Genomic DNA, 20277 nt, shown 5'->3' with positions numbered 1-20277 from the left:
GTCTGACCGCACTTTTATTTTTGCCAATGATTTAGTGGATGAACACAAAATACAATGCAATGGCAACGATAAAACGGTAAATCGCAAACGGGATAAAAGTAATGTGCGTAATCAGATTTAAAAAGACTTTGATCGCCAACATGGCAACAACAAACGCAACAACAAAGCCCACAACAAACATTGGAATATCTGCACTGGTGAGAAAGTTTAGACTTTTGTATAAATCTAACACCGTTGCGCCCATCATCATTGGCACTGCAAGAATAAATGAATATTCCGCTGCGGCTTGTCGTCCAACGCCCATTAATAAACCGCCTGAAATCGTCGCACCTGAGCGAGAAAAACCGGGTGAAAGTGCTAAGCATTGAAATAAACCAATGGCAAAGGCTTGTTTGTAGGAGATTTGATCCACTGTATGTGCTCGTACTTGCGGACGCATTTTCTCCGCAATGATGAGCAAAATCCCCCCCGCAATCAGCGAAAAAATCACGTTTTGTATCGTAAACCACGATTTAATCGTGTGATGAAACGCCAGCCCCAACACAACAGCTGGAATCATCCCTAAAATGATGTGTAATAGGCTTAATTGCGAATGATTTGGTGCAGGCGGCTTGCCAAAATGAATGCCAATTAAGCCAAACATTTTCCGCCAAAATACCACCACCACCGCCAAAATCGAGCCAAGTTGAATAATAACTTCAAACGTCGCTGCTTTTTCGCCTGTAAAGTTTAGAAAATAGCCTGCGATAATCATATGCCCTGTCGATGAAACGGGCAAAAACTCGGTTAATCCTTCCACAATGCCTAAAATGGCGGCAATCATTAATTCAGACATAGCAACTCCAATTATGCGTTCTCAATATTAAACGTCAGCACATTGCGAATCTCTTTTTCACCCAGTGCGATCATCAACAGGCGATCAACCCCCAGTGCGACGCCCGAACACTGTGGCATTCCATGACGCAACGCTGAGATAAAGCGTTGATCAATCGCACGTTCAGGTAAGCCAAGTGCGCTACGTTGTTTGTTATCTCGCTCAAAACGCTGAATTTGCTCTTGCGCATCGGTGAGTTCATTAAAGCCATTTGCAAGTTCAAGCCCTTTGAAATAAAACTCAAAACGCTCCGCTACACGATGATCTTCAGAACTAATTTGTGCAAGTGCTGCCTGCGTAGTCGGGAAATGGTACACCACCGCTGGGCATTCTTGCCCAATTTTTGGCTCAACAAGTGCGGTAAATAAAAACTGCAATAACCCATCACGTGTTTGATTCTCTGCGTCCATCAACCCTTGCTCTTGCGCTTTTTTCACGAGCTGCTGCTTCTCTGCCGAAAGCGGATCAAGTCCCACACATTCTTGGAAAATAAATTGATAGCTAAAACTTTCTGCTGGTTTACAATCTAAAATTTGTTGCAGTAAATCGTCCACTTCATTGATAAGCCGAAACATATCAAAGTGCGGTCGATACCACTCTAACATGGTAAATTCTGGATTATGGTGTGCACCATTTTCTTCGTTACGGAACACTTTGCTGATTTGAAAAATCGGTCCACTGCCTGCGGCAAGTAAGCGTTTCATATGATATTCAGGGCTGGTGGCAAGATAAAGGGGTTTATCACCATCAGCAAACGGCGCATCATAGCGGCTTTCAAACACACTCAAATGCACGTCAGTAACCGCAAACTCGCTCAAAATAGGGGTTTCAACTTCCAATAAGCCACGATCAGTGAAAAAGCTGCGAAGTTCTGCCAGCATTTTGGCGCGAGCAAGAATATTTTTCATTGGCGCACTGGGCTGCCATTGTTGTTGTAAAATCATATCAACCTGCTTTATGTAAAATTGTGGGCATTCTAGCGATTATTAGGTTAACTCTCAATGGATTTTATATGAAATAACCGCACTTTTTCTATGCCAAATAGAACAACGAAATACCATACTATTTAAGTAAGTTATTATCCTGTATCGCTTTTTTGAGTTAGATCACGAAATGAAACCTTTTTCTGGCGATTTAGAAAAAAGTAATTAATTTGTTATCAAAAAGGTGGCAAAATGACACTAATCAAAAATAGATATTTTAACGATTCTTACTTTTTGTATTTAAAATCATTACTTTTACTCACATTTTGCGTGGAGGAATATCGTGCAAACCGTTAATGTCGATATTGCAATTGTTGGTGCTGGCGGTGGTGGCTTGCGTGCTGCAATCGCTGCTGCTGAAGCAAACCCTAACCTTAAAATTGCATTAATTTCAAAAGTTTACCCTATGCGTAGCCATACTGTGGCAGCAGAAGGTGGTGCTGCGGCTGTTATTAAATCAGAAGATAGCTATGACAAACATTTCCATGATACCGTAGCAGGTGGTGACTGGTTATGTGAGCAAGATGTTGTTGAATATTTTGTTGAGCACTCTCCTGTCGAAATGACCCAACTTGAACGCTGGGGTTGTCCATGGAGTCGCCGTCAAGACGGAGAAGTCAATGTTCGCCGTTTTGGTGGAATGAAAATTGAGCGTACATGGTTTGCTGCAGATAAAACTGGCTTCCATTTACTGCATACGTTATTTCAAACTTCAATCCAATTCCCTCAAATTATTCGCTATGATGAACACTTCGTATTGGATATTTTGACCGATGATGGTCATGCTCGTGGCGTGGTAGCCATGAATATGATGGAAGGTACGCTAGTGCAAATTAACGCCAATGCAGTGGTAATTGCAACAGGTGGCGGTTGCCGTGCATTCCGCTTTAACACAAACGGGGGAATTGTAACAGGTGATGGTTTATCAATGGCCTATCGCCATGGCGTACCATTACGTGATATGGAATTTGTGCAATATCACCCAACTGGTTTACCAAATACAGGGATTTTAATGACCGAAGGATGCCGTGGGGAAGGTGGTATCTTAGTCAATAAAGATGGCTACCGTTATTTGCAAGATTACGGTCTTGGCCCTGAAACGCCAATTGGTAAACCTGAAAATAAATATATGGAATTAGGGCCACGTGATAAAGTGTCCCAAGCATTCTGGCAAGAATGGCGTAAGGGTAACACCCTTAAAACGGCTAAAGGTGTTGATGTTGTTCACCTTGATTTGCGTCATCTCGGGGAAAAATATTTGCATGAACGCTTACCATTTATTTGCGAACTTGCCAAAGCGTATGAAGGGGTCGACCCTGCTAAAGCACCAATTCCAGTGCGTCCAGTCGTACACTACACCATGGGTGGTATTGAAGTTGATCAACAATCAGAAACACGCATTAAAGGTCTATTTGCCGTGGGTGAATGTGCGTCTTCAGGCTTACATGGTGCAAATCGTTTAGGATCAAACTCACTGGCCGAACTTGTTGTACTTGGTAAAGTGGCGGGCGAGAATGCCGCCAAACGTGCCGCAGAAAGTGCACAAGTTAATAGTGCAGCAATTGATGCCCAAGCTCGTGATGTTGTCGCTCGCCTTAATGCACTACTTGATCAGGAAGGCAACGAAAGCTGGTCACATATTCGTGATGAAATGGGTGATGCGATGGAAGAAGGCTGTGGTATTTATCGTACCGAAGAATCCATGCAAAAAACCGTGGATAAAATTGCTGAATTGAAAGAACGCTTTAAGAAAATTCGTATTTCTGACCGTTCAAGTGTGTTCAATACAGACATTTTATATACCATTGAACTTGGCACAATCTTAGATGTTGCCCAATCAATCTCTTCATCAGCTATCGCTCGTAAAGAGTCACGTGGCGCACATCAACGCTTAGACTACACTGAACGTGATGATGTGAACTACCTCAAACATACTCTAGCCTATTACAATGCAGATGGTGCACCAACCATTGAATATAGTGATGTAAAAATTACTAAATCACAGCCAGCAAAACGTGTATATGGTGCAGAAGCGGAAGCGGCTGAAAAAGCAGCCAAGGCAAATAAGGAGTAAACTATGGGTCAAGCAAATAAAATTATGAAAATCGAAATTCTGCGCTACAACCCAGAAGTCGATAACGAACCTTATTTGAAAGCCTACGATGTGCCTTACGATGATCAAACATCACTGCTTGACGCACTAGGCTATATCAAAGATCAACTTGAGCCTGAATTGTCTTATCGCTGGTCTTGCCGTATGGCAATTTGTGGTTCTTGTGGCATGATGGTCAACAATCGCCCAAGCCTCGCCTGTAAAACATTTTTACGCGATTACAGTGGTTTTATGCGCATTGAACCATTGGCGAATTTCCCAATTGAGCGTGATTTAGTGGTTGATTTGAGCCACTTTATTGAAAGCCTAGAGTCTATCAAACCTTATATCATTGGTAACCAAACTCCACCAGGGCAACGTGCAAAACAAACACCAGCACAACTGGAAAAATACCGCACTTTCTCTATGTGTATTAACTGCGGATTGTGTTACGCCGCCTGTCCACAATTTGGCTTGAACCCTGAATTTGTTGGACCAGCTGTATTAACACTTGCACATCGTTACAACCTTGATAATCGTGATCATGGTAAAGCTGAGCGAATGAAAATTATCAATGGTAAAAATGGGGTTTGGACATGTACTTTTGTAGGTTTTTGCTCTGAAGTGTGTCCAAAACACGTTGACCCAGCGGCTGCGGTAAACCAAGGCAAAGTCGAGTCGTCTAAAGACTACGTTATCGCAATGCTGAAACCGCAAAAGTAAGGAGATACGAATGAACACAACGGCAGCAACTAAACGTAAAAAATACGTTCGTGAAGTTAAACCGACTTGGTGGAAAAAACTGGATTTTTATAAATTCTATATGGTGCGTGAAGCAACCGCACTTCCAACAGTTTGGTTTTGTATTGTTTTATTTTATGCTTTTCTTTGCCTCGGAAATGGTTCTTTTGAAACCAATTTCGTGAGTTTTTTGAAAAATCCATTGGTGATCCTGCTGAATGTCATCACAATGGCTGGCTTAGTATTCAATACAGTCACTTGGTTTGGGTTAACACCTAAAGCATTAAATCTTATCTACAAGAATGAGCGTGTGCCACAAGCGTGGATTCGTCTGGTAATGTGGGCAATCACATTATTGGTGTCACTTATTACCCTTGTTCTTGTATATATTTAAGGAGGATACGATGAATCAATCACCAAAACGTTCCAATGAGCCTGTGGTATGGCTACTCTTTGGTGCTGGCGGTACTGTGAGCGCAATCGTGTTCCCCGTTTTAGCGCTAATTTTGCTATTTCTTTATCCATTGGGATTAGTCAGTGCGGAGAATATGATTACCTTTGCCCACAGTTTTTTAGGCAAATTAATTCTTCTTGTTGTTGCGATTTTCCCAATGTGGTGTGGTATGCACCGTATCCATCACGCTTTGCACGATTTTAAAGTGCATCTTCCAGCCAGTGGTGTTATTTTCTATGGGCTAGCTACACTTTATAGTGTGATCACATTCTTTGCGGTTATCAACATTTAATCTCTTAAAACACAAAAAACCCTTGGCATGCCAAGGGTTTTTATTTTAGCGAATCACACTAACACTTTTCACCTGCGCAAATACACGCATTCCAACTCGTAACGCCAATTCAGAAAATGCCCATGGCGTAATTAATGCACAAAACGTTAAACCGTCTGTCGTTAATGCTATTTCGATCTCATGGTCATTAATATGCTTAATAGCACTGATTTGACACGCAAGGCTATTGCGAATGGAGCTATTTTTTACACGTTCTAATGCGATCGATACATCAGAGGCATAAATACAAACCCGCACCTTCTCACCTACCGCGCTGCCCTTAACGAGTTTAATCCACAATTGCTGCCCTGCAAAGTCAAGTGCGGTCATTGGGAAATCACGATGGTGTAACACTATTGGCAAACTAAAAACCGCACTTTGCTTTGTTTCATTCTTCCAAGGTAAAAAATGCTCACTTTGCCAAATACGCTCTAATTTATCATAAGCTAAAACCTGCCCATCTTGCATTAAAATGACTTGCTGTGCTAAACGCAACAATTCTTCCAAACTGTGGCTAACATATAAAATAGGAATGTTAATCTCTTTGGTCAGACGATCAAGGTAGTCCAACAACTCTTGCTTGCGTGGCAGATCCAAGGCTGCCAGAGGCTCGTCCATTAATAATAAATCAGGCTGAGCGAATAATGCCCGTCCAATCGCCACCCTCTGTTTCTCACCCCCTGAAAGGGTCAGTGGATAGCGATCGAGCAATGCTTGAATGCCTAATAATTCAACAATTTCGTCAAAATGTCTATACTGCTGGCGTTTCATTCCATAATGCAAATTGCCACGTACCGTATAATGCGGAAACAAGCGAGCATCTTGAAACACATATCCGACTTTGCGTTTTTCAGGGGGTACATACACGCCACCCTGCCTGTCCACTAATGTTTTACCATTTAAGTGAATATAACCCGAATCTGGCTTCGTCAAACCACTTACCAGATTAATCAAGGAGGATTTTCCACTTCCCGATAACCCAAAAAGTGCGGTCACGCCATGATTAGGCACAGTCACATCAACATTCAGGGCCATTGTTCCTAACCGCTGTTTCACATTAATTTCCAGCATCACGTTGTCCTAATTTATATTTTGCTTTACGAGCCAGCCATTCAGATAAAATTAATGAAATTAAGGCAATAATGATGGCAATCACGCACAATCTTGCCGCCGCACTTTCCATACCTGGCGTTTCAATTAAAGAATACATCGCCAGCGGAATAGTCTGTGTTTCACCAATAATGTTGGATACAAACGTAATCGTGGCACCGAATTCGCCCAATGAGCGAGCAAATCCAAGCACAACACCCGCTAAAATTCCTGAAAATGATAACGGTAACGTAATGCTGAAAAACACACGCCATGGACTCGCACCCAATGTACGAGCCGCTTGTTCTAATTTTGGATCAACATTTTCCAATGCTAAACGAATCGAGCGCACCACTAATGGAAATGCAACCACTGCTGAGGCCACCACAGCACCACGCCAACTAAAGGCAAAGGTAATACCAAACCATTGATACAAATATTGCCCAATCACGCCATTACGCCCAAGCCCTACAAGCAAAAGGTAGCCTATTACCACAGGTGGCAACACCAAAGGCAAATGGATGATACCATTGAGTAAATTTTTACCAGGAAAGTCATAGCGAGCAAGTAACCAGGCCAAAAAAATTGCAAATGGCAAACTCCACAGCATTGCCAACAGTGCAACGCGTAAACTTAATTTAACGGCACTTATCTCAACGGGAGACAGTGAGAAGAAAGATATCCATGCGTCCAAAACAACCGCCTTTCCTAAAATGAAAGTGCGGTCAATACCGCACTTTACCATAATAAACGAGACTAATTTACGCTAAATCCATATTTAGCCAGCGTTGCTTTGCCTTTATCCGATCCTAAAAACGTCATAAAATCCTGTGCAGTTTTGCTATCGTGCTCTTTTACAATAGCGGCGGGATATTCAATGGCGTTATATGCGCTCTGTGGGAATGTGCCAACAACCTGCACTTTATTGCTTTCCGCTGCATCGGTTGCATAAACAATACCCAATGGTGATTCACCACGCTCCACCAACGCCAAAGCCGCACGCACATTTGCTGCACGAGCTAATTTATTTTCAACTTGCCCCCAAAGTTCAAGATTAGTTAATGCTGTTTTAGCATAGTTGCCTGCTGGAACATGATCAGGATCACCCACAGCCAAATAACGATCGCCTAAATAGGCAACCCATTCTGGTTTCGCAGGGTCAAATTTCACATCTCCTGCGGTTTTAGGCGCAATTAATACCAACGTATTCCCCGCGATAGTTCGACGAGAATCGTTCACGATTTTGTTGTTTTCTTCTAAAAAGTTCATCCATTTTTGATTCGCTGAAATGAAGATGTCAGCAGGCGCACCTTCATTGATCTGACGAGCCACAACCGATGATGATGCAAATGAAAATACAACCTCGGTGTCTTTATGCTCATCTTTAAACTGGGTGGCTATCTCTTGCAAGACATTCGTCATTGACGCTGCAGCAAATACAGTTAATTTTTCGTGTGTAAGTCCTGGTAATGCAAACATTAATGTCCCCACAATAAAAACTGTTTTTTTGATCATTTTGAACATAATCACCTCTATTTTAAACGGAGTTCGTTATATAACTAGATATATAATGCTATAAAAATAGCACTATGGCAAGACAGAATTTTCTTTTACAATAAGTGATAATGAGTGCGGAGAGAGTATGACAGAGAAAAATATTGAAATTGATTTAAGCATAAAGTTGCAACAGCAATGCTTTGTTGACCCTAGACGCATTGCATTGCTTCAACACATTGATACAACGGGCTCAATTGCACAGGCTGCAAAACAAATCAATCTTAGTTATAAAACTGCGTGGGATAGCCTAAATGCCATGGAGGCTGTCAGCCCAAAACCTTTATTACTGCGTAATACGGGCGGAAAAGAAGGCGGTGGTACACAACTTACCGATTATGCCAAACGCATACTCAAACTTTATCATTTACTTGAGCAAGCGCAACAACGCGCATTTACACTCTTGCAAGATGAATCCATCCCGCTTACCAGCCTGTTGGCCGCTACCGCACGTTTTGGCTTACAAAGCAGTGCGCGCAATCAATTATTTGGGCAAGTCGTTCATATTGAAGATCATTATTTAAAATGCAATGTCAGCCTAAACGTATTTGGATTTGAGACCCCACTTATTGTCAGCATTACTAAAGCAAGCCAAAAACGGTTAAATATTCATCTAGGACAAGAGTTATTGATGATGTTTAAAGCCCCTTGGATCAATATCTCCTACACCCCTTGCAATGCCGTCAATACGTTTACGGGCACCATCAAGAACGTAACCACTCAACAAGATACACAAGAAGTCTTATTAGCCATTGATCGCCTTGTGCTGTGCGCCTCTTCCCGAGACTCACAAATATTTAACATTGGCGAACAGGTTTATTTTACCATCGATCCTGAAAAAATTATTCTGTTAGCCCTTTAATATACGCTAACAATGGCGAAAGCAAGCACTAACCCAGGTGCAAATGGCAAGCGTTGCAAGTGCTTTTTCGTGCACAATTTTGCAATCATAAAACCGATCAGCGTACACACACTTGCCCAAAAGAGTAAGTGCGGTAATCGCCACCATGGTAAAAAACAGCCCAACGCACAGATGAGATAGCAATCCCCCTCTCCAAAGGCACAGCGTTGATAGATGATGCGACACAGCTCCAAAATACTGATGCTCAATATAAGCCCAAAGATTAAACTATTGCAAAGCTCAAGTGGCGTTATTACTCCCAATCCCAAGCGCACTTTGATTAGGCCTAAAAGCACAAGCAAAACGCAGTTCAGGGTGGAAATCAATTGATAATGCCAATCCGTCAATGCAATATGCAATAACAGCCAAAGCAAGCTGACATGAATACCCCATGCGATAGTATCACGATATATATACCAACATACTCCACTGATGACTGCCATGCTCAATGGTAATAGCCATTTAGGATAATGCGGAAACGCTGGTAATTTGCGGAAATCCTCTATGGCTTGACCATAGAACGTTTTATACTCCTGTGCTAAAGTGCGGTTGACTTGCTGTGGGAAACGCTGTAATGCCCATTGCAAGGCTCTGCCCGCCATTGCACCTAGAAAAAGTGCGGTTAACATCATCCCAATACAGCTCCCATGTTGAAAATTGGCAGATAAAGCCCCAGCATCACGCCACCGATCAGTACGCCAATGACAAGCATTAACAGCGGTTCTAATACCTGAGAAAGCAGATCAATTTTATGATTTAACTGATCGCGATGCCCTTGTGCAATTTGTGCAAGGATCAGTGCTAACGCATTACTCTGCTCGGCGATACGTAACATACTCTGCTCTTGCTGAGAAAATAAAATGAAGCTCACACTTTGCGAAAAACGATACCCTTGCATCAACAACTGTTGGCACTGCTGCAAGGCAGTATGTTGCAGGCTATGGTTATTTTGTTTGACTAAAATATCGATGGCCTGCATCAACGTTAAACCTGCGTTGAGCATTAGGCTCAAATTTTGACTCAACTGCACTCGTGCTTGGCTTTGCATTATGCTCCCAATTAATGGCATGTTTAATAAAGTGCGGTTGAGTAATTGTTGTAGGCGAACACTTTTTCTTATGCTCATTTTTAAAACAAGGAATAACATAAAAAACCCTACACAACACACAATGCCATACGCCTGTGCAAGATGAGAAAGATGCAGCAACCACTGTGTAAAGTGCGGTAGTGAATGCGAATTTTGTTGATACATTTGTGCAAACTCAGGCACCACAAAAAGCAATAATAACAATGTTAAAACAAACGAAATGACAAATACTAACGTCGGATAAAATGCAATTTTTTGTAATTTTTGTTGCAATGCTAAACGTGCTTGTCTGGCCTGTGCAATACGTTGAAAAATGTCAGCTAGCTCACCACTTTGTTCACCGATATTGATGAGTTCTCGCTCTTGCGCATTAAAAAATGTCGGATATTGTGCTAATGCCTGTGAAAGGCTATAACCAAAGGAAAGCTGTTGATCGAGATGCCCCAGCCAACGATACAGCTCTTGGTGAGTTGTGCTACGATAAATCATATCAATGGCTTGCTTAATGGGCACTTTAGCTTGCGCTAACATCGCTAGCTGCTGGCATAATTGCTGAATATCATGTGCCGATGCTTTATGTGGTAAATGCCAATTGCGCTGCAATGTGACATCATAAACACCCTCATGAGTGAGTTGTAATTGTGCTTGCTCTTTGCTTGCGGCAAGAATGACACCTTTTTGTGGCACACCTAATGCTGATCGTCCACGCCACTGAAATTCAATCATTCTGCCCTCCCTAATACACGTTCAAGCTCAGCATTATCTGTTATGCCGTCAATCACTTTCTGTTTGCCACTGTCATACAGCGTTGCAAAATCAAGTTGATAAAGCATTTCCCCCTGCTGTGACTGGCATGTGAGAAATTGATAAACACCAATCCGCCCTCGATAGCCATTATGACAATGTTCACAGCTTGCATCCGTACATTGACACCGTCGTCGCAGTAACCGCTGCGCAATAACTAATAACAATGTCGATTTAATTTCAAAAGGCGAAATGCCAAGTTGTGTTAGACGATCAATCGCAGAAGCTGCATCATTTGTATGCAGTGTGGAAAGGACTAAATGCCCTGTTTGAGCGGCACGCAGTGCCATTTTCGCACTCGCTTCATCACGAATTTCACCCAACATAATAATATCTGGATCTTGGCGTAAAAACGTACGCAGCAATTGCTCAAATGTTAAGCCAATCGCAGGATTAATTTGCGTTTGCACAATGCCATTTAACGTGATTTCAATCGGATCTTCAGCAGTGAGAATATGCTTTTCAGGGCTATTGAGTGCCGCTAATGCACTGTAAAGCGTGATACTTTTACCGCTCCCTGTCGGGCCTGTTACTAAAATCAAGCCTTGAGGCTGACAAAGTGCGGTTGTAAACTGAGCCACTTGTGTTTCACTCATGCCTAACGCTGTGAAATCCTGCACAATCGGCTCATTATGTTGTAAACGCAATACCGCTTTTTCACCCAAGTGTGTGGGCATCACTGATAGTCGAAAATCCAGTTTGTCATTATAGCGCGTGGTAAAATGAAACGCCCCATCTTGTGGTAAACGTGTTTCGCTAATATCTAATTGCGCTAGCAACTTTAAACGTGACAGGATACGCGGTGCCAATGTTGGCGAAATCGTTTGCACATTGCGTAACACACCGTCAATCCGAAACCGCACTTTTAATCCATTTTGAGCGGGCTCAAAATGTAAATCCGAAACACGCTGTTTCAAAGCTCGTTCAAATAATGTTTGTAACAAGGCAATCACAGGTTCATCGTCTTCTTCCTCAATCTGCGCTTGAGCCGATAATTGATAAAGTTGATGACTATAATCCCGTTCAGGCACATCAACATCATTTAAGGACTTAAGTGCTTGAGTCAAATCCACTTTTGCTAACGCTACGGGTTCAACAATTTTATGGCGTAAAAAAGCGAATACTTCACACGCATTTAAATTATCTAAACTTTCCACCCCCAAATACAAATGTGTGTCCGTTTCTTTTAAGGGCAACGCAAAATATCGCATTAACAGCGCACGCTCCTGCTTATTTTGCGCCCAAAGTCCTGGCGCAATAGAAAATTCACCATCCTGTACACTATGGATACAATAACTCACGCGCCCTCCACCTAACTAGTTTGCATTACAAAAGCCTGCGGGAAATAGCGAAATATCTGCCCCAGAACAGCGCACAGACCATGAAATTTCACCACTATCTGCTTTACTTGGTGTCATGGTATAGCTATATCCATCAAGTGTTGCTTTGCCTTCCACCGTAATCACACCCGCAGCAACATTAATACTCTTGGTATATTTCACCGAGTTATCCGCACTATAATCTTTATTTTGTGCCACACCATTTGTTTGTGCATTACACTGGCTTGCCTCTAAATTATATAAACACAGCTCAACATCACTGCGATAAGGGCTTGCCGCCTGCAATAACTCAGACAATGCCGCTTTTTTGGTGTAATTTTGATAGGCGGGTACTGCAATCGTTGCTAATACCGCAATAATGGCAATCACAATCATCAGCTCGATGAGAGTAAAGCCCGCTTTATACATAGATGTAAATCTTAATTTTGTTTGCATAGTTTTTCCTTTTCTTACTGAAATCAATCGAAAATGATTGACCCCATAACCATGACAAAGCAGAATAAAGAGATCCAATATTGCACCTAAATTTTAGAATGATGATCGCAAATATCACCCATCCACCCTTGGAAATTGAAAACGGCTGGCTAAAAAATGCACGCATCGTACCTTCACCGCACTTTGATCAACGCGAACATGAAGATGACATCAGCCTTTTAGTAATCCACTACATCAGCCTACCACCTGAACAGTTTGGCGGGCATTTTATTGATGATTTTTTTCAAGGAAAGCTTGATACCACCCAACATGCCTATTTTGCCGAAATAGCGGAAATGCGTGTTTCCGCACACTGTTTGATTGACCGTCAAGGAAACATTACCCAATATGTCAATTTTCATGACAGGGCATGGCATGCGGGCGTGTCGTGTTTTCAAGGGCGAGAGAAATGTAATGATTTCGCCATTGGTATTGAGTTAGAAGGTTCAGATAACCAACCCTTTACGCCTGCTCAATACCACAGCCTAAGCCGCTTGACCGCACTTTTACAACGCACGTATCCGAATATTCGCGATGACAGAATTGTCGGGCATTGTGATATATCGCCAGGCAGAAAAATTGACCCTGGTAAATATTTTGATTGGGGATATTATCGCCAATTATTAAAGCAAGAAAAAAGCCCGATATAATCGGGCTAATAACTATTTTGACGAGCTAAAGAGCTCTTTGAATGATTGCCACCAACTGCGTTCATCATCAAGCTCAATCGGCTTAATGTCTCCTTGCTGTACATCGGGTAGTGGTTTATCTAAGGTGAAATCGGTCACCGAACCTTGTTGTGAAAAATTCACCGTCAGGGTTCTTTGTACGGGCTGTTCGTGTCCTTTTTGTTGCAAGAAAACATAATACCAAACATAACGGTTATAAGGATCAATCAACAACGGTGTGCCAAGCAAATACTGCACTTGTTGTGGGCTCATGCCAACGTTAAGTTGAGCGACTTGATCTTGCTGAAGATAATTTCCTTGTGGCACATCAATTCGATACACCAGCTTATTATATAATGAGCAAGAGCTAACACTCACTCCAATTAATGCCAAGGCTAAAAGAGATTTAATACGCATAAGTTTACCTTTTCCATTGGGATTGGCTTGAAACACCTTAAAAGCGGTATGCTTTCATCAATAGGCTTTATAATGCCAAAAAGTGAAAATTTTTTCTACTGCTAAGTGTGCTTGAATGTAAAAATCTAACCGCACTTTACTTATTTTCACTTTTTGCAAAACGTTGTAACTGATCACGCAAATTCGCAGGCAAACCTTTGAGCAACAGCGTATCGCTTTGTTCATCCCAAATTATCCGTTCACCTAAAAGTGCGGTATCAAAACTAATCGTCACGCCTTTGCCTGCACCTGAATATTTCGTGAGCGTTTTAAGTGCACTTTGTACTGGCGGAATATGATCTGATAGGTCGTATTCTTGTGCTTGGCTAAACTCGATAAACGGTTGCTCATTCAACAAAGGCAACGTATCAGATAATTCCGACAACACGATGTCTTCTCCAGCTTTCATTTGCCCTTTGCAGTAATCAAATGTTTGATGTTTTACCGCCTGCGTTTGTTGCGAACTTAGTTCGCCTTGTTGGCAAAAATCATCAATGGCCTGCAATAATGTGAGATTTTGCTGTTTAGGATCAAACCCTGGCTCTGCCCCTAAAAAATCCATAAAGAAATCCGCCACTTTACGCCCAACTCGTCCTTTGAGATAACTTAAATAGCGTTTATCACTCGCATCGTGCTGTAATTGGGTTAAATTGATGCGTGCGGCAATGTCAAACTGTGCCATATTTAAATAGGAGACCTGATGAATATCCAATTTTTCATCCACTAACACACTTTCACGATTATCCAAAAAGGCGATAAACAGGTATTGCGTGGCTAAAAAAGTATAGTGACAAAAAATAAAGGTGCCGCTTTCTGCAAAGTGATATTGGCTTAACTCTTGACTTAATGCTTGGGCACTTTGTTGACTAAACTGTAAAAAATCCAGTTCACTTTCGAGATATTGATTAAGTTGTTGCGCAAAAATGGATTCTTGCTTAAATACCCCGTAGGCTTGTGCTTTACTTTGATATTGCTGATGAAGCGTTAACATCATTTGCAAAATATCATCTTCGACAGTTAGCGGTTGTGCTCTCAATTTTGTTTGCAACGCAATATTGTCGTTATCGCCCTGACTACGTTGCAGTTGGTGAAGAATTATTGCTTTTACATCAATGCTCATACTCATACCCATCATCAAAAAATTTAAGCATATTATAACAAATTTTGCTGCGCTTTTTTAGCGGTCAGAATAAAATTATGCTACTATACAACGACAATGAACTCAGTTTGCACGCAAACATTAACCATAACACAGCAAATGGCAAGACAATCAAAATACTCGGATACACAAGTACGCGCACTGCTTGAAGATTTAGCCAGTGTGCTAGAACAGCATCACGCTAATGTCGATCTCGCATTAATGGCATTAGGTGATACAATAACTAACATCTTAAAATCCAGTGTAGGGCAAGAACAACAAATTGCATTAGTTGAAACTTTCTGCCATGCACTGAAACAATCTATTAAATCGCATCACTAAAAAACTAGGTTAACTCATGCTAAACGTGTCTCGCCAATATTGGGAAGCTATTTCACGCAAAATTGCGTGGGGACATTGGTTTGCACTGTTTAATATTATTTTTGCCATCCTCATTGGTGCGCGTTATGCCTTTATTAGCGACTGGCCTGACACGTTTATCGGACGATTTTATTTCATTATCAATATATTAGGGCACTTTAGTTTTATTGTTTTCGCCCTTTATCTGCTCATTTTATTTCCTTTAAGTTTTATTATTAAAAATCCGACGACATTTCGTAGCATCAGTGTCATCATCGCAACAATCGGCTTAACCTTATTATTATTTGACAGCGAAGTTTATTACCGCTTTAACCTACATTTATCTATCCTACTGTGGGATATTTTAGTCAATCCTGATAATGGAAAATTAGCCCGTAATTGGGAAATATTCTTCGCCCCGATGCCGCTAATTTTGATGTTTCTGATGCTGTTCTCACGTTGGAGTTGGGAAAAATTACGTAGCCTTGAGCGGCAAAAATGGGTAAAAGGTGTCGTGGGCATCTTAACCATGTGTTTTATCTGCTCTCACTTAATTTATGCTTGGGCAGATGCCTACTTTTATCGCCCCGTTACCGCACAAAAAGCCAATTTACCGCTTTCATATCCAATGACAGCGCGCACCTTTTTGCAGAAAAATAAACTCTTAGATAAAGAGATCTATTTTGATCGCCTGTCGCAAACTGGGCGGCTTGATGCCCCTGCGTTAGACTATCCTAAAACCGCACTTGACTATAATCATCCACCGCAGCCCTATCAGAATATTTTATTAATTAATATTTCAGGTCTGCGTTTTGATGCGCTCCAAACAGGTATGATGCCAAACTTGTCTACCTTTGCACGCAGTAATATTCAATTAACCAATAATTATAGCGGCAGCAATAATGAAGATGGTGCCTTAGTCAGCCTATTTTATGGCTTGAATGCTAACTATTTAGACAGTCTCTTAAATCAAAAAACACAACCAATTTGGGTTGCGCGAATGCAGCAACTCAACTATCAATTCGGCATTTTCCCAAGTGCGGTTATGTCGCTTTATCCAAACACACTATTTAAGCAACTGCCAATCACAACCTTACGGCAAGACGACCAACGTACACAGGCATGGCGCAGTTGGCAGGCAAAGCAAAAAACACCGTGGTTTAGCTATTTACAGTACAATATCGTTGATGCGATGTCGGACGCGCTTAATGCAACGCAATCTGAAAAACAAACTGTTTATGCCAATAATCTGAAACGCATTGATGATTATCTCGCCCAGATTTTTACGCAAATTTCTGCAGAAAAAACCAATACGGTCGTGATTATTACAGCTGATCAAGGCTACTCATTTAATAGCAAACATCAACAAGACAATAATTATTTTGGGCAAGATCGTATTCAAGTGCCACTCATTATGCAATGGGCAGGGCATGGTGCAGGCGAATATAATAGCATTACCTCATTGATGGATATTGTACCAACTGTTATGCAAGAGGTGTTCGCCATCAAAAACCGCAATGGAGATTATACCCAAGGACGTAACTTGTTTAATGCTCACAATGCTTCATGGGTCTTCGCCTCGAACCAACGCTGGAATGTCATTATTGCACGGGATGGAATGCAATATCAGCTTGACTCGAAAGGAGAATACTTCCAATTTGATGCAAAACATCAACTGGTACCATCAGAAAAGCCCCCGCTTGAACTCTTTTTGCAAGTGTTTAATCGTGAGCGTAATTTTCTTGCGCGATAATCCCTTGCGCACAAGCATAGGCTGAGCTCCACGCCCACTGAAAATTATAGCCTCCAAGCCAGCCTGTCACGTCTAACACTTCACCAATAAAATACAGATTCGGCTGTGTAACCGCCTGCATCGTCTTCGATGAAATTTGTGTCGTATTTACCCCACCTAAGGTAACTTCTGCACTACGATAGCCCTCTGTGCCATTAGGTTGGAACTGCCATTGATGAACCAATTGCTCAAGTGCGGTTAGCTGTGCATTACTGATATTCGCCAACAAGACATTAGCAAACCGTTGCTGAGCTTCCCACAATGCCACCAACCGCTTTGGTAAAATATGGCAAAGTGCGGTTTTCAGTTGCTGTTTTGGTGAGTGCTGACGAAGCGCAAGCAACATGGTACTAATCGACTGTTGGGGCAATAAATCAATGTGCAAAGGTTCGGTAGGTTGCCAATAATTTGAAATCTGCAACATCGCAGGGCCTGACAAGCCACGATGCGTGAACAATAATTGATGGTGAAATTGCATACCGCTCTTTGCCTGTACTATTACTGGTAACGAAACACCAGCCAGCTCAGCTAAATCACGGTCTTGCTCACGAAATGTAAACGGCACAAGGCTGGCTCGCGGCGATAACACCTCCAAAGAAAATTGCTCAGCTAATTGATAACCAAACGGTGTTGCACCAAGTTTAGGCATTGAAAGCCCACCTGTTGCCACCACTAGATGCGTCGCCATATAGCGTTGATTACCCGAAATCATAAAGTGCTGTTGCTGATACTCCACTCCACTGATGATTTCTCGCAGCGCAATCTCCACTTGCCCTTTTTCACATTCCGACTGCAACAACTGCACAATCTCACTCGCACCGTGATCACAAAAAAGTTGCCCTCGCTCTTTTTCGTGGTACGCAATATGATATTGATTAACCAGTGCAATAAAATCCCATTGCGTAAAACGTGCTAGAGCTGATTTCACAAAGTGTGGATTTTGACAAAGATAATGCTCTGCACTCACATCAAGATTGGTAAAATTGCAAAAGCCTCCACCCGACATGAGAATTTTACGCCCTATCTTTTTGCCATTATCTAAAAGCAACACGCGCAAGCCCGCCTGCCCTAAAATTCCCGCACAAAAAAGCCCTGCTGCACCTGCGCCAATAATCGCCACATCGTAATGTTTTTTCATAAACACCTTAAAGTGCGGTTCACATCACTTCACTTCTTTGCCTTGTGCTTGTAAATCAGCATGGTAGGATGAGCGAACGAATGGACCACAGGCGGCGTGTTCAAACCCCATTGCAATCGCTTTTTGTTTCATCTCATCAAATTCTGCTGGGGACACATAGCGATCGACGGGCAAATGGTGGCGACTTGGCTGTAAATATTGCCCCAAGGTGAGCATTGTCACTCCATTGTCACGCAAATCTTGCATCACTGCTAAAATTTCTTCGTTAGTTTCACCTAAGCCCACCATCAACCCCGATTTCGTTGGAATATGCGGAAATAAGGCTTTAAACTCACGCAATAACCGCAATGACCACTGATAATCCGCACCCGGACGAATTTCTTTATATAACCGCGGAATATTTTCCAAATTGTGATTAAACACATCAGGCGGCGCAGTGGCAAGCACTTCTAAAGCCCGATCAATTTTTCCTCGAAAATCAGGGACTAAAATTTCAATTTTAATGTCAGGGTTTAATTCACGAATGGCTTTCACACATTCAGCAAAATGCCCCGCCCCACCATCACGCAAATCATCACGGTCAACCGAAGTAATCACAACATAACGCAATTTCATATCACGAATCGTCATCGCAAGTTTGCGTGGCTCTTCGAGATCAGGTGGTAGCGGCTTACCGTGTGCTACATCACAGAACGGACAACGTCGGGTACAGATTGCCCCTAGGATCATAAATGTTGCAGTGCCGTGATTAAAACACTCTGCTAAATTTGGACAAGATGCTTCTTCACACACCGAATGTAGCCCATGCTTACGCATCGCATTTTTTATCCCGTCTATTTTTGCGCTACTCGCTGGCAATTTAATTTTCATCCATGCGGGTTTTGGCAGTAACGCTTGATCAGGATTGATATTTTTAACAGGGATAATTGAAGTTTTTGCGGCGTCGCGGTATTTTACGCCACGCTCCATTTTAAACGGTTTGCCCATAGTTTTCTCAGTTATTTTACACCCACCCATGTCGGTGGTGAACAGTCGTGTAGTGCATAATGTTACAAAAATGTTGCACCAATTGTGGAGCAACTGCGTCACATTGTAAAGTGCGGTCTGCAATTAATTCGCTCAACTGGCACATTTCTAGCCCAGCATACCCGCATGGATTAATGTAAGAAAATGGTGTGAGATCCATATTAATGTTCAACGCAAGTCCGTGAAAGGAACACCCTTTGCGAATACGCAAACCCAAGGAGCAGATTTTACGCCCAGCAACGTAAACCCCTGGCGCATCCGATTTAGCCGCACTTTCAATACCGTAATCTTGTAACGTTGAGATTACAGTATTTTCCAGTGCACTGACCAACTCACGCACATTAAAAGTGCGGTTGTGATCCTTATGGCGTTTGATGTCGATCAACACATACATCACCTGCTGCCCGACACCGTGATAAGTGATCTGCCCACCACGGTCTGACTGCACCACGGGAATATCACTTTGACACAATAGATGCTCCGCTTTGCCCGCCTGCCCTTGGGTAAAGACCGACGGATGCTGCACCAGCCAAATTTCGTCCAGCGTGTCCTCATCGCGCGCATCCGTAAACGCTTGCATTTTCTCCCATACATCAACGTAAGGTTGAATGCCAAGTTGACGAATGATTAAGGTTGTTTCCCGTTGTTCCATGACCGCACTTTGCTTTATAGCACCATTCTTACGCCATCAATTTCCGCCAACGTTTTGTATAATGTGTCGATTTGTTCGATGTTTTGTGCCTGAATCGTGATTGACACCGCTTCATATTTGCCTTTTGAGCTCGGTTTAACCTCTGGCACATAATCACCAGGCAGCACTTTCTGTACTTCAGCAACCACCTTGTCTTTCAATTCAGTATCTGCCAGCCCCATCACTTTGAAAGTGAAACTACATGGAAACGTCAGTAAGTCTTTTAAGGTTTTATCCTCACCGAGATCGGTCAAATTAATTTCTTTTGTCATTATATTACCTCA

The 20277-nt window shown here is 42.2% G+C and carries 23 protein-coding genes; 8 read left to right on the top strand and 15 right to left on the bottom strand.

The window, feature by feature from the left end; translation table 11 throughout:
* Positions 1–31: 31 nt before the first annotated feature.
* Together bacA and epmA are read right to left on the bottom strand one after the other, a co-directional pair.
* Entirely contained in the window at positions 32–835 is an 804-nt protein-coding gene (bacA, locus tag HPC40_RS09225; RefSeq protein WP_208119208.1) for an undecaprenyl-diphosphate phosphatase, read from the bottom strand.
* Between the two features lie 11 nt (positions 836–846).
* Positions 847–1818: an elongation factor P--(R)-beta-lysine ligase gene (epmA, locus tag HPC40_RS09220; protein WP_208119207.1), complete on the bottom strand. Its 972-nt coding sequence runs from the start codon at positions 1816–1818 to the stop codon at positions 847–849.
* 322 nt (positions 1819–2140) lie between these two features.
* Between epmA and frdA the strand changes: the two genes are divergently transcribed.
* The 4 genes from frdA to frdD are packed head-to-tail and all read left to right on the top strand — an operon-like array spanning position 2141 to position 5436.
* Positions 2141–3931: a fumarate reductase (quinol) flavoprotein subunit gene (frdA, locus tag HPC40_RS09215; protein ID WP_208119206.1), complete on the top strand. Its 1791-nt coding sequence runs from the start codon at positions 2141–2143 to the stop codon at positions 3929–3931.
* Between the two features lie 3 nt (positions 3932–3934).
* Positions 3935–4672, top strand: coding sequence for a succinate dehydrogenase/fumarate reductase iron-sulfur subunit (locus HPC40_RS09210; protein ID WP_208119205.1), 738 nt, complete (start codon positions 3935–3937; stop codon positions 4670–4672).
* Positions 4673–4682: 10 nt separating this feature from the next.
* Entirely contained in the window at positions 4683–5084 is a 402-nt protein-coding gene (frdC, locus tag HPC40_RS09205; RefSeq protein WP_208119204.1) for a fumarate reductase subunit FrdC, read from the top strand.
* 10 nt (positions 5085–5094) lie between these two features.
* A complete protein-coding gene (frdD, locus tag HPC40_RS09200; protein ID WP_208119203.1) occupies positions 5095–5436 on the top strand; it encodes a fumarate reductase subunit FrdD in 342 nt (113 codons plus the stop codon).
* A gap of 45 nt (positions 5437–5481) precedes the next feature.
* Here frdD and modC read toward each other — a convergent pair whose 3' ends face one another.
* From modC to modA, 3 genes are read right to left on the bottom strand one after another with little or no spacing between them, the layout of a single operon-like run.
* The gene (gene modC / locus HPC40_RS09195) at positions 5482–6546 is read right to left on the bottom strand and encodes a molybdenum ABC transporter ATP-binding protein ModC (RefSeq protein ID WP_208119202.1); all 1065 of its coding nucleotides are present in this window, start codon (positions 6544–6546) and stop codon (positions 5482–5484) included.
* Entirely contained in the window at positions 6533–7309 is a 777-nt protein-coding gene (gene modB / locus HPC40_RS09190; protein ID WP_208119201.1) for a molybdate ABC transporter permease subunit, read from the bottom strand. Before modB ends, modC begins: the two co-directional genes overlap by 14 nt.
* Positions 7310–7320: 11 nt before the next feature.
* Positions 7321–8088 carry a molybdate ABC transporter substrate-binding protein gene (gene modA, locus HPC40_RS09185; protein WP_208119200.1) on the bottom strand — a complete coding sequence of 256 codons (768 nt, stop codon included), beginning with the start codon at positions 8086–8088 and terminating at the stop codon, positions 7321–7323.
* A 118-nt stretch (positions 8089–8206) separates the two neighbouring features.
* Between modA and HPC40_RS09180 the strand changes: the two genes are divergently transcribed.
* Complete coding sequence (locus tag HPC40_RS09180; RefSeq protein WP_208119199.1) at positions 8207–8980, top strand: TOBE domain-containing protein; 774 nt, start codon at positions 8207–8209, stop codon at positions 8978–8980.
* Here the strand turns inward: HPC40_RS09180 and HPC40_RS09175 are convergent.
* From HPC40_RS09175 to HPC40_RS09160, 4 genes are read right to left on the bottom strand one after another with little or no spacing between them, the layout of a single operon-like run.
* Positions 8977–9651: a prepilin peptidase gene (locus HPC40_RS09175; RefSeq protein ID WP_208119198.1), complete on the bottom strand. Its 675-nt coding sequence runs from the start codon at positions 9649–9651 to the stop codon at positions 8977–8979. The two genes, HPC40_RS09180 and HPC40_RS09175, sit on opposite strands and share 4 nt — an antisense overlap.
* On the bottom strand, positions 9648–10832 hold the full coding sequence (locus tag HPC40_RS09170; protein ID WP_208119197.1) for a type II secretion system F family protein: 1185 nt from the start codon (positions 10830–10832) through the stop codon (positions 9648–9650). Before HPC40_RS09170 ends, HPC40_RS09175 begins: the two co-directional genes overlap by 4 nt.
* Complete coding sequence (locus HPC40_RS09165; RefSeq protein ID WP_328805318.1) at positions 10829–12211, bottom strand: GspE/PulE family protein; 1383 nt, start codon at positions 12209–12211, stop codon at positions 10829–10831. The genes HPC40_RS09170 and HPC40_RS09165 overlap by 4 nt, the downstream gene beginning before the upstream one ends.
* A 15-nt stretch (positions 12212–12226) precedes the next feature.
* On the bottom strand, positions 12227–12685 hold the full coding sequence (locus tag HPC40_RS09160) for a pilin (protein ID WP_208119196.1): 459 nt from the start codon (positions 12683–12685) through the stop codon (positions 12227–12229).
* A 101-nt stretch (positions 12686–12786) separates the two neighbouring features.
* Here HPC40_RS09160 and ampD point away from each other — a divergent pair, with 101 nt between their 5' ends.
* Positions 12787–13374 (top strand): 1,6-anhydro-N-acetylmuramyl-L-alanine amidase AmpD, encoded by a 588-nt coding sequence (gene ampD / locus HPC40_RS09155; RefSeq protein WP_208119210.1) that lies wholly within the window; start codon positions 12787–12789, stop codon positions 13372–13374.
* Between the two features lie 12 nt (positions 13375–13386).
* Here the strand turns inward: ampD and bamE are convergent, their stop codons facing one another.
* On the bottom strand, positions 13387–13809 hold the full coding sequence (bamE, locus tag HPC40_RS09150) for an outer membrane protein assembly factor BamE (RefSeq protein ID WP_208119195.1): 423 nt from the start codon (positions 13807–13809) through the stop codon (positions 13387–13389).
* Between the two features lie 136 nt (positions 13810–13945).
* Entirely contained in the window at positions 13946–14968 is a 1023-nt protein-coding gene (gene yejK, locus HPC40_RS09145) for a nucleoid-associated protein YejK (RefSeq protein WP_208119194.1), read from the bottom strand.
* 138 nt (positions 14969–15106) lie between these two features.
* Between yejK and HPC40_RS09140 the strand changes: the two genes are divergently transcribed.
* Together HPC40_RS09140 and HPC40_RS09135 are read left to right on the top strand one after the other, a co-directional pair.
* Complete coding sequence (locus HPC40_RS09140; protein WP_208119193.1) at positions 15107–15328, top strand: YejL family protein; 222 nt, start codon at positions 15107–15109, stop codon at positions 15326–15328.
* Positions 15329–15344: 16 nt separating this feature from the next.
* Positions 15345–17099, top strand: coding sequence for a DUF3413 domain-containing protein (locus HPC40_RS09135; RefSeq protein ID WP_208119192.1), 1755 nt, complete (start codon positions 15345–15347; stop codon positions 17097–17099).
* Here the strand turns inward: HPC40_RS09135 and HPC40_RS09130 are convergent.
* The 4 genes from HPC40_RS09130 to ybeD are packed head-to-tail and all read right to left on the bottom strand — an operon-like array spanning position 17068 to position 20265.
* Positions 17068–18276: a BaiN/RdsA family NAD(P)/FAD-dependent oxidoreductase gene (locus tag HPC40_RS09130; RefSeq protein WP_208119191.1), complete on the bottom strand. Its 1209-nt coding sequence runs from the start codon at positions 18274–18276 to the stop codon at positions 17068–17070. The two genes, HPC40_RS09135 and HPC40_RS09130, sit on opposite strands and share 32 nt — an antisense overlap.
* A 24-nt stretch (positions 18277–18300) precedes the next feature.
* Positions 18301–19263 carry a lipoyl synthase gene (gene lipA, locus HPC40_RS09125; protein WP_208119190.1) on the bottom strand — a complete coding sequence of 321 codons (963 nt, stop codon included), beginning with the start codon at positions 19261–19263 and terminating at the stop codon, positions 18301–18303.
* Positions 19264–19279: 16 nt separating this feature from the next.
* Positions 19280–19954, bottom strand: coding sequence for a lipoyl(octanoyl) transferase LipB (gene lipB, locus HPC40_RS09120; protein ID WP_208119189.1), 675 nt, complete (start codon positions 19952–19954; stop codon positions 19280–19282).
* Positions 19955–19968: 14 nt separating this feature from the next.
* Complete coding sequence (gene ybeD, locus HPC40_RS09115) at positions 19969–20265, bottom strand: DUF493 family protein YbeD (protein ID WP_208119188.1); 297 nt, start codon at positions 20263–20265, stop codon at positions 19969–19971.
* Between the last annotated feature and the right edge of the window lie 12 nt (positions 20266–20277).

The sequence above is a fragment of the Spirabiliibacterium falconis genome, assembly GCF_014885015.1.
Lineage (GTDB): Bacteria > Pseudomonadota > Gammaproteobacteria > Enterobacterales > Pasteurellaceae > Spirabiliibacterium > Spirabiliibacterium falconis.
Note: the sequence above shows the minus strand (reverse complement) of the source record. Positions and strands in the feature narration are given on the sequence as shown.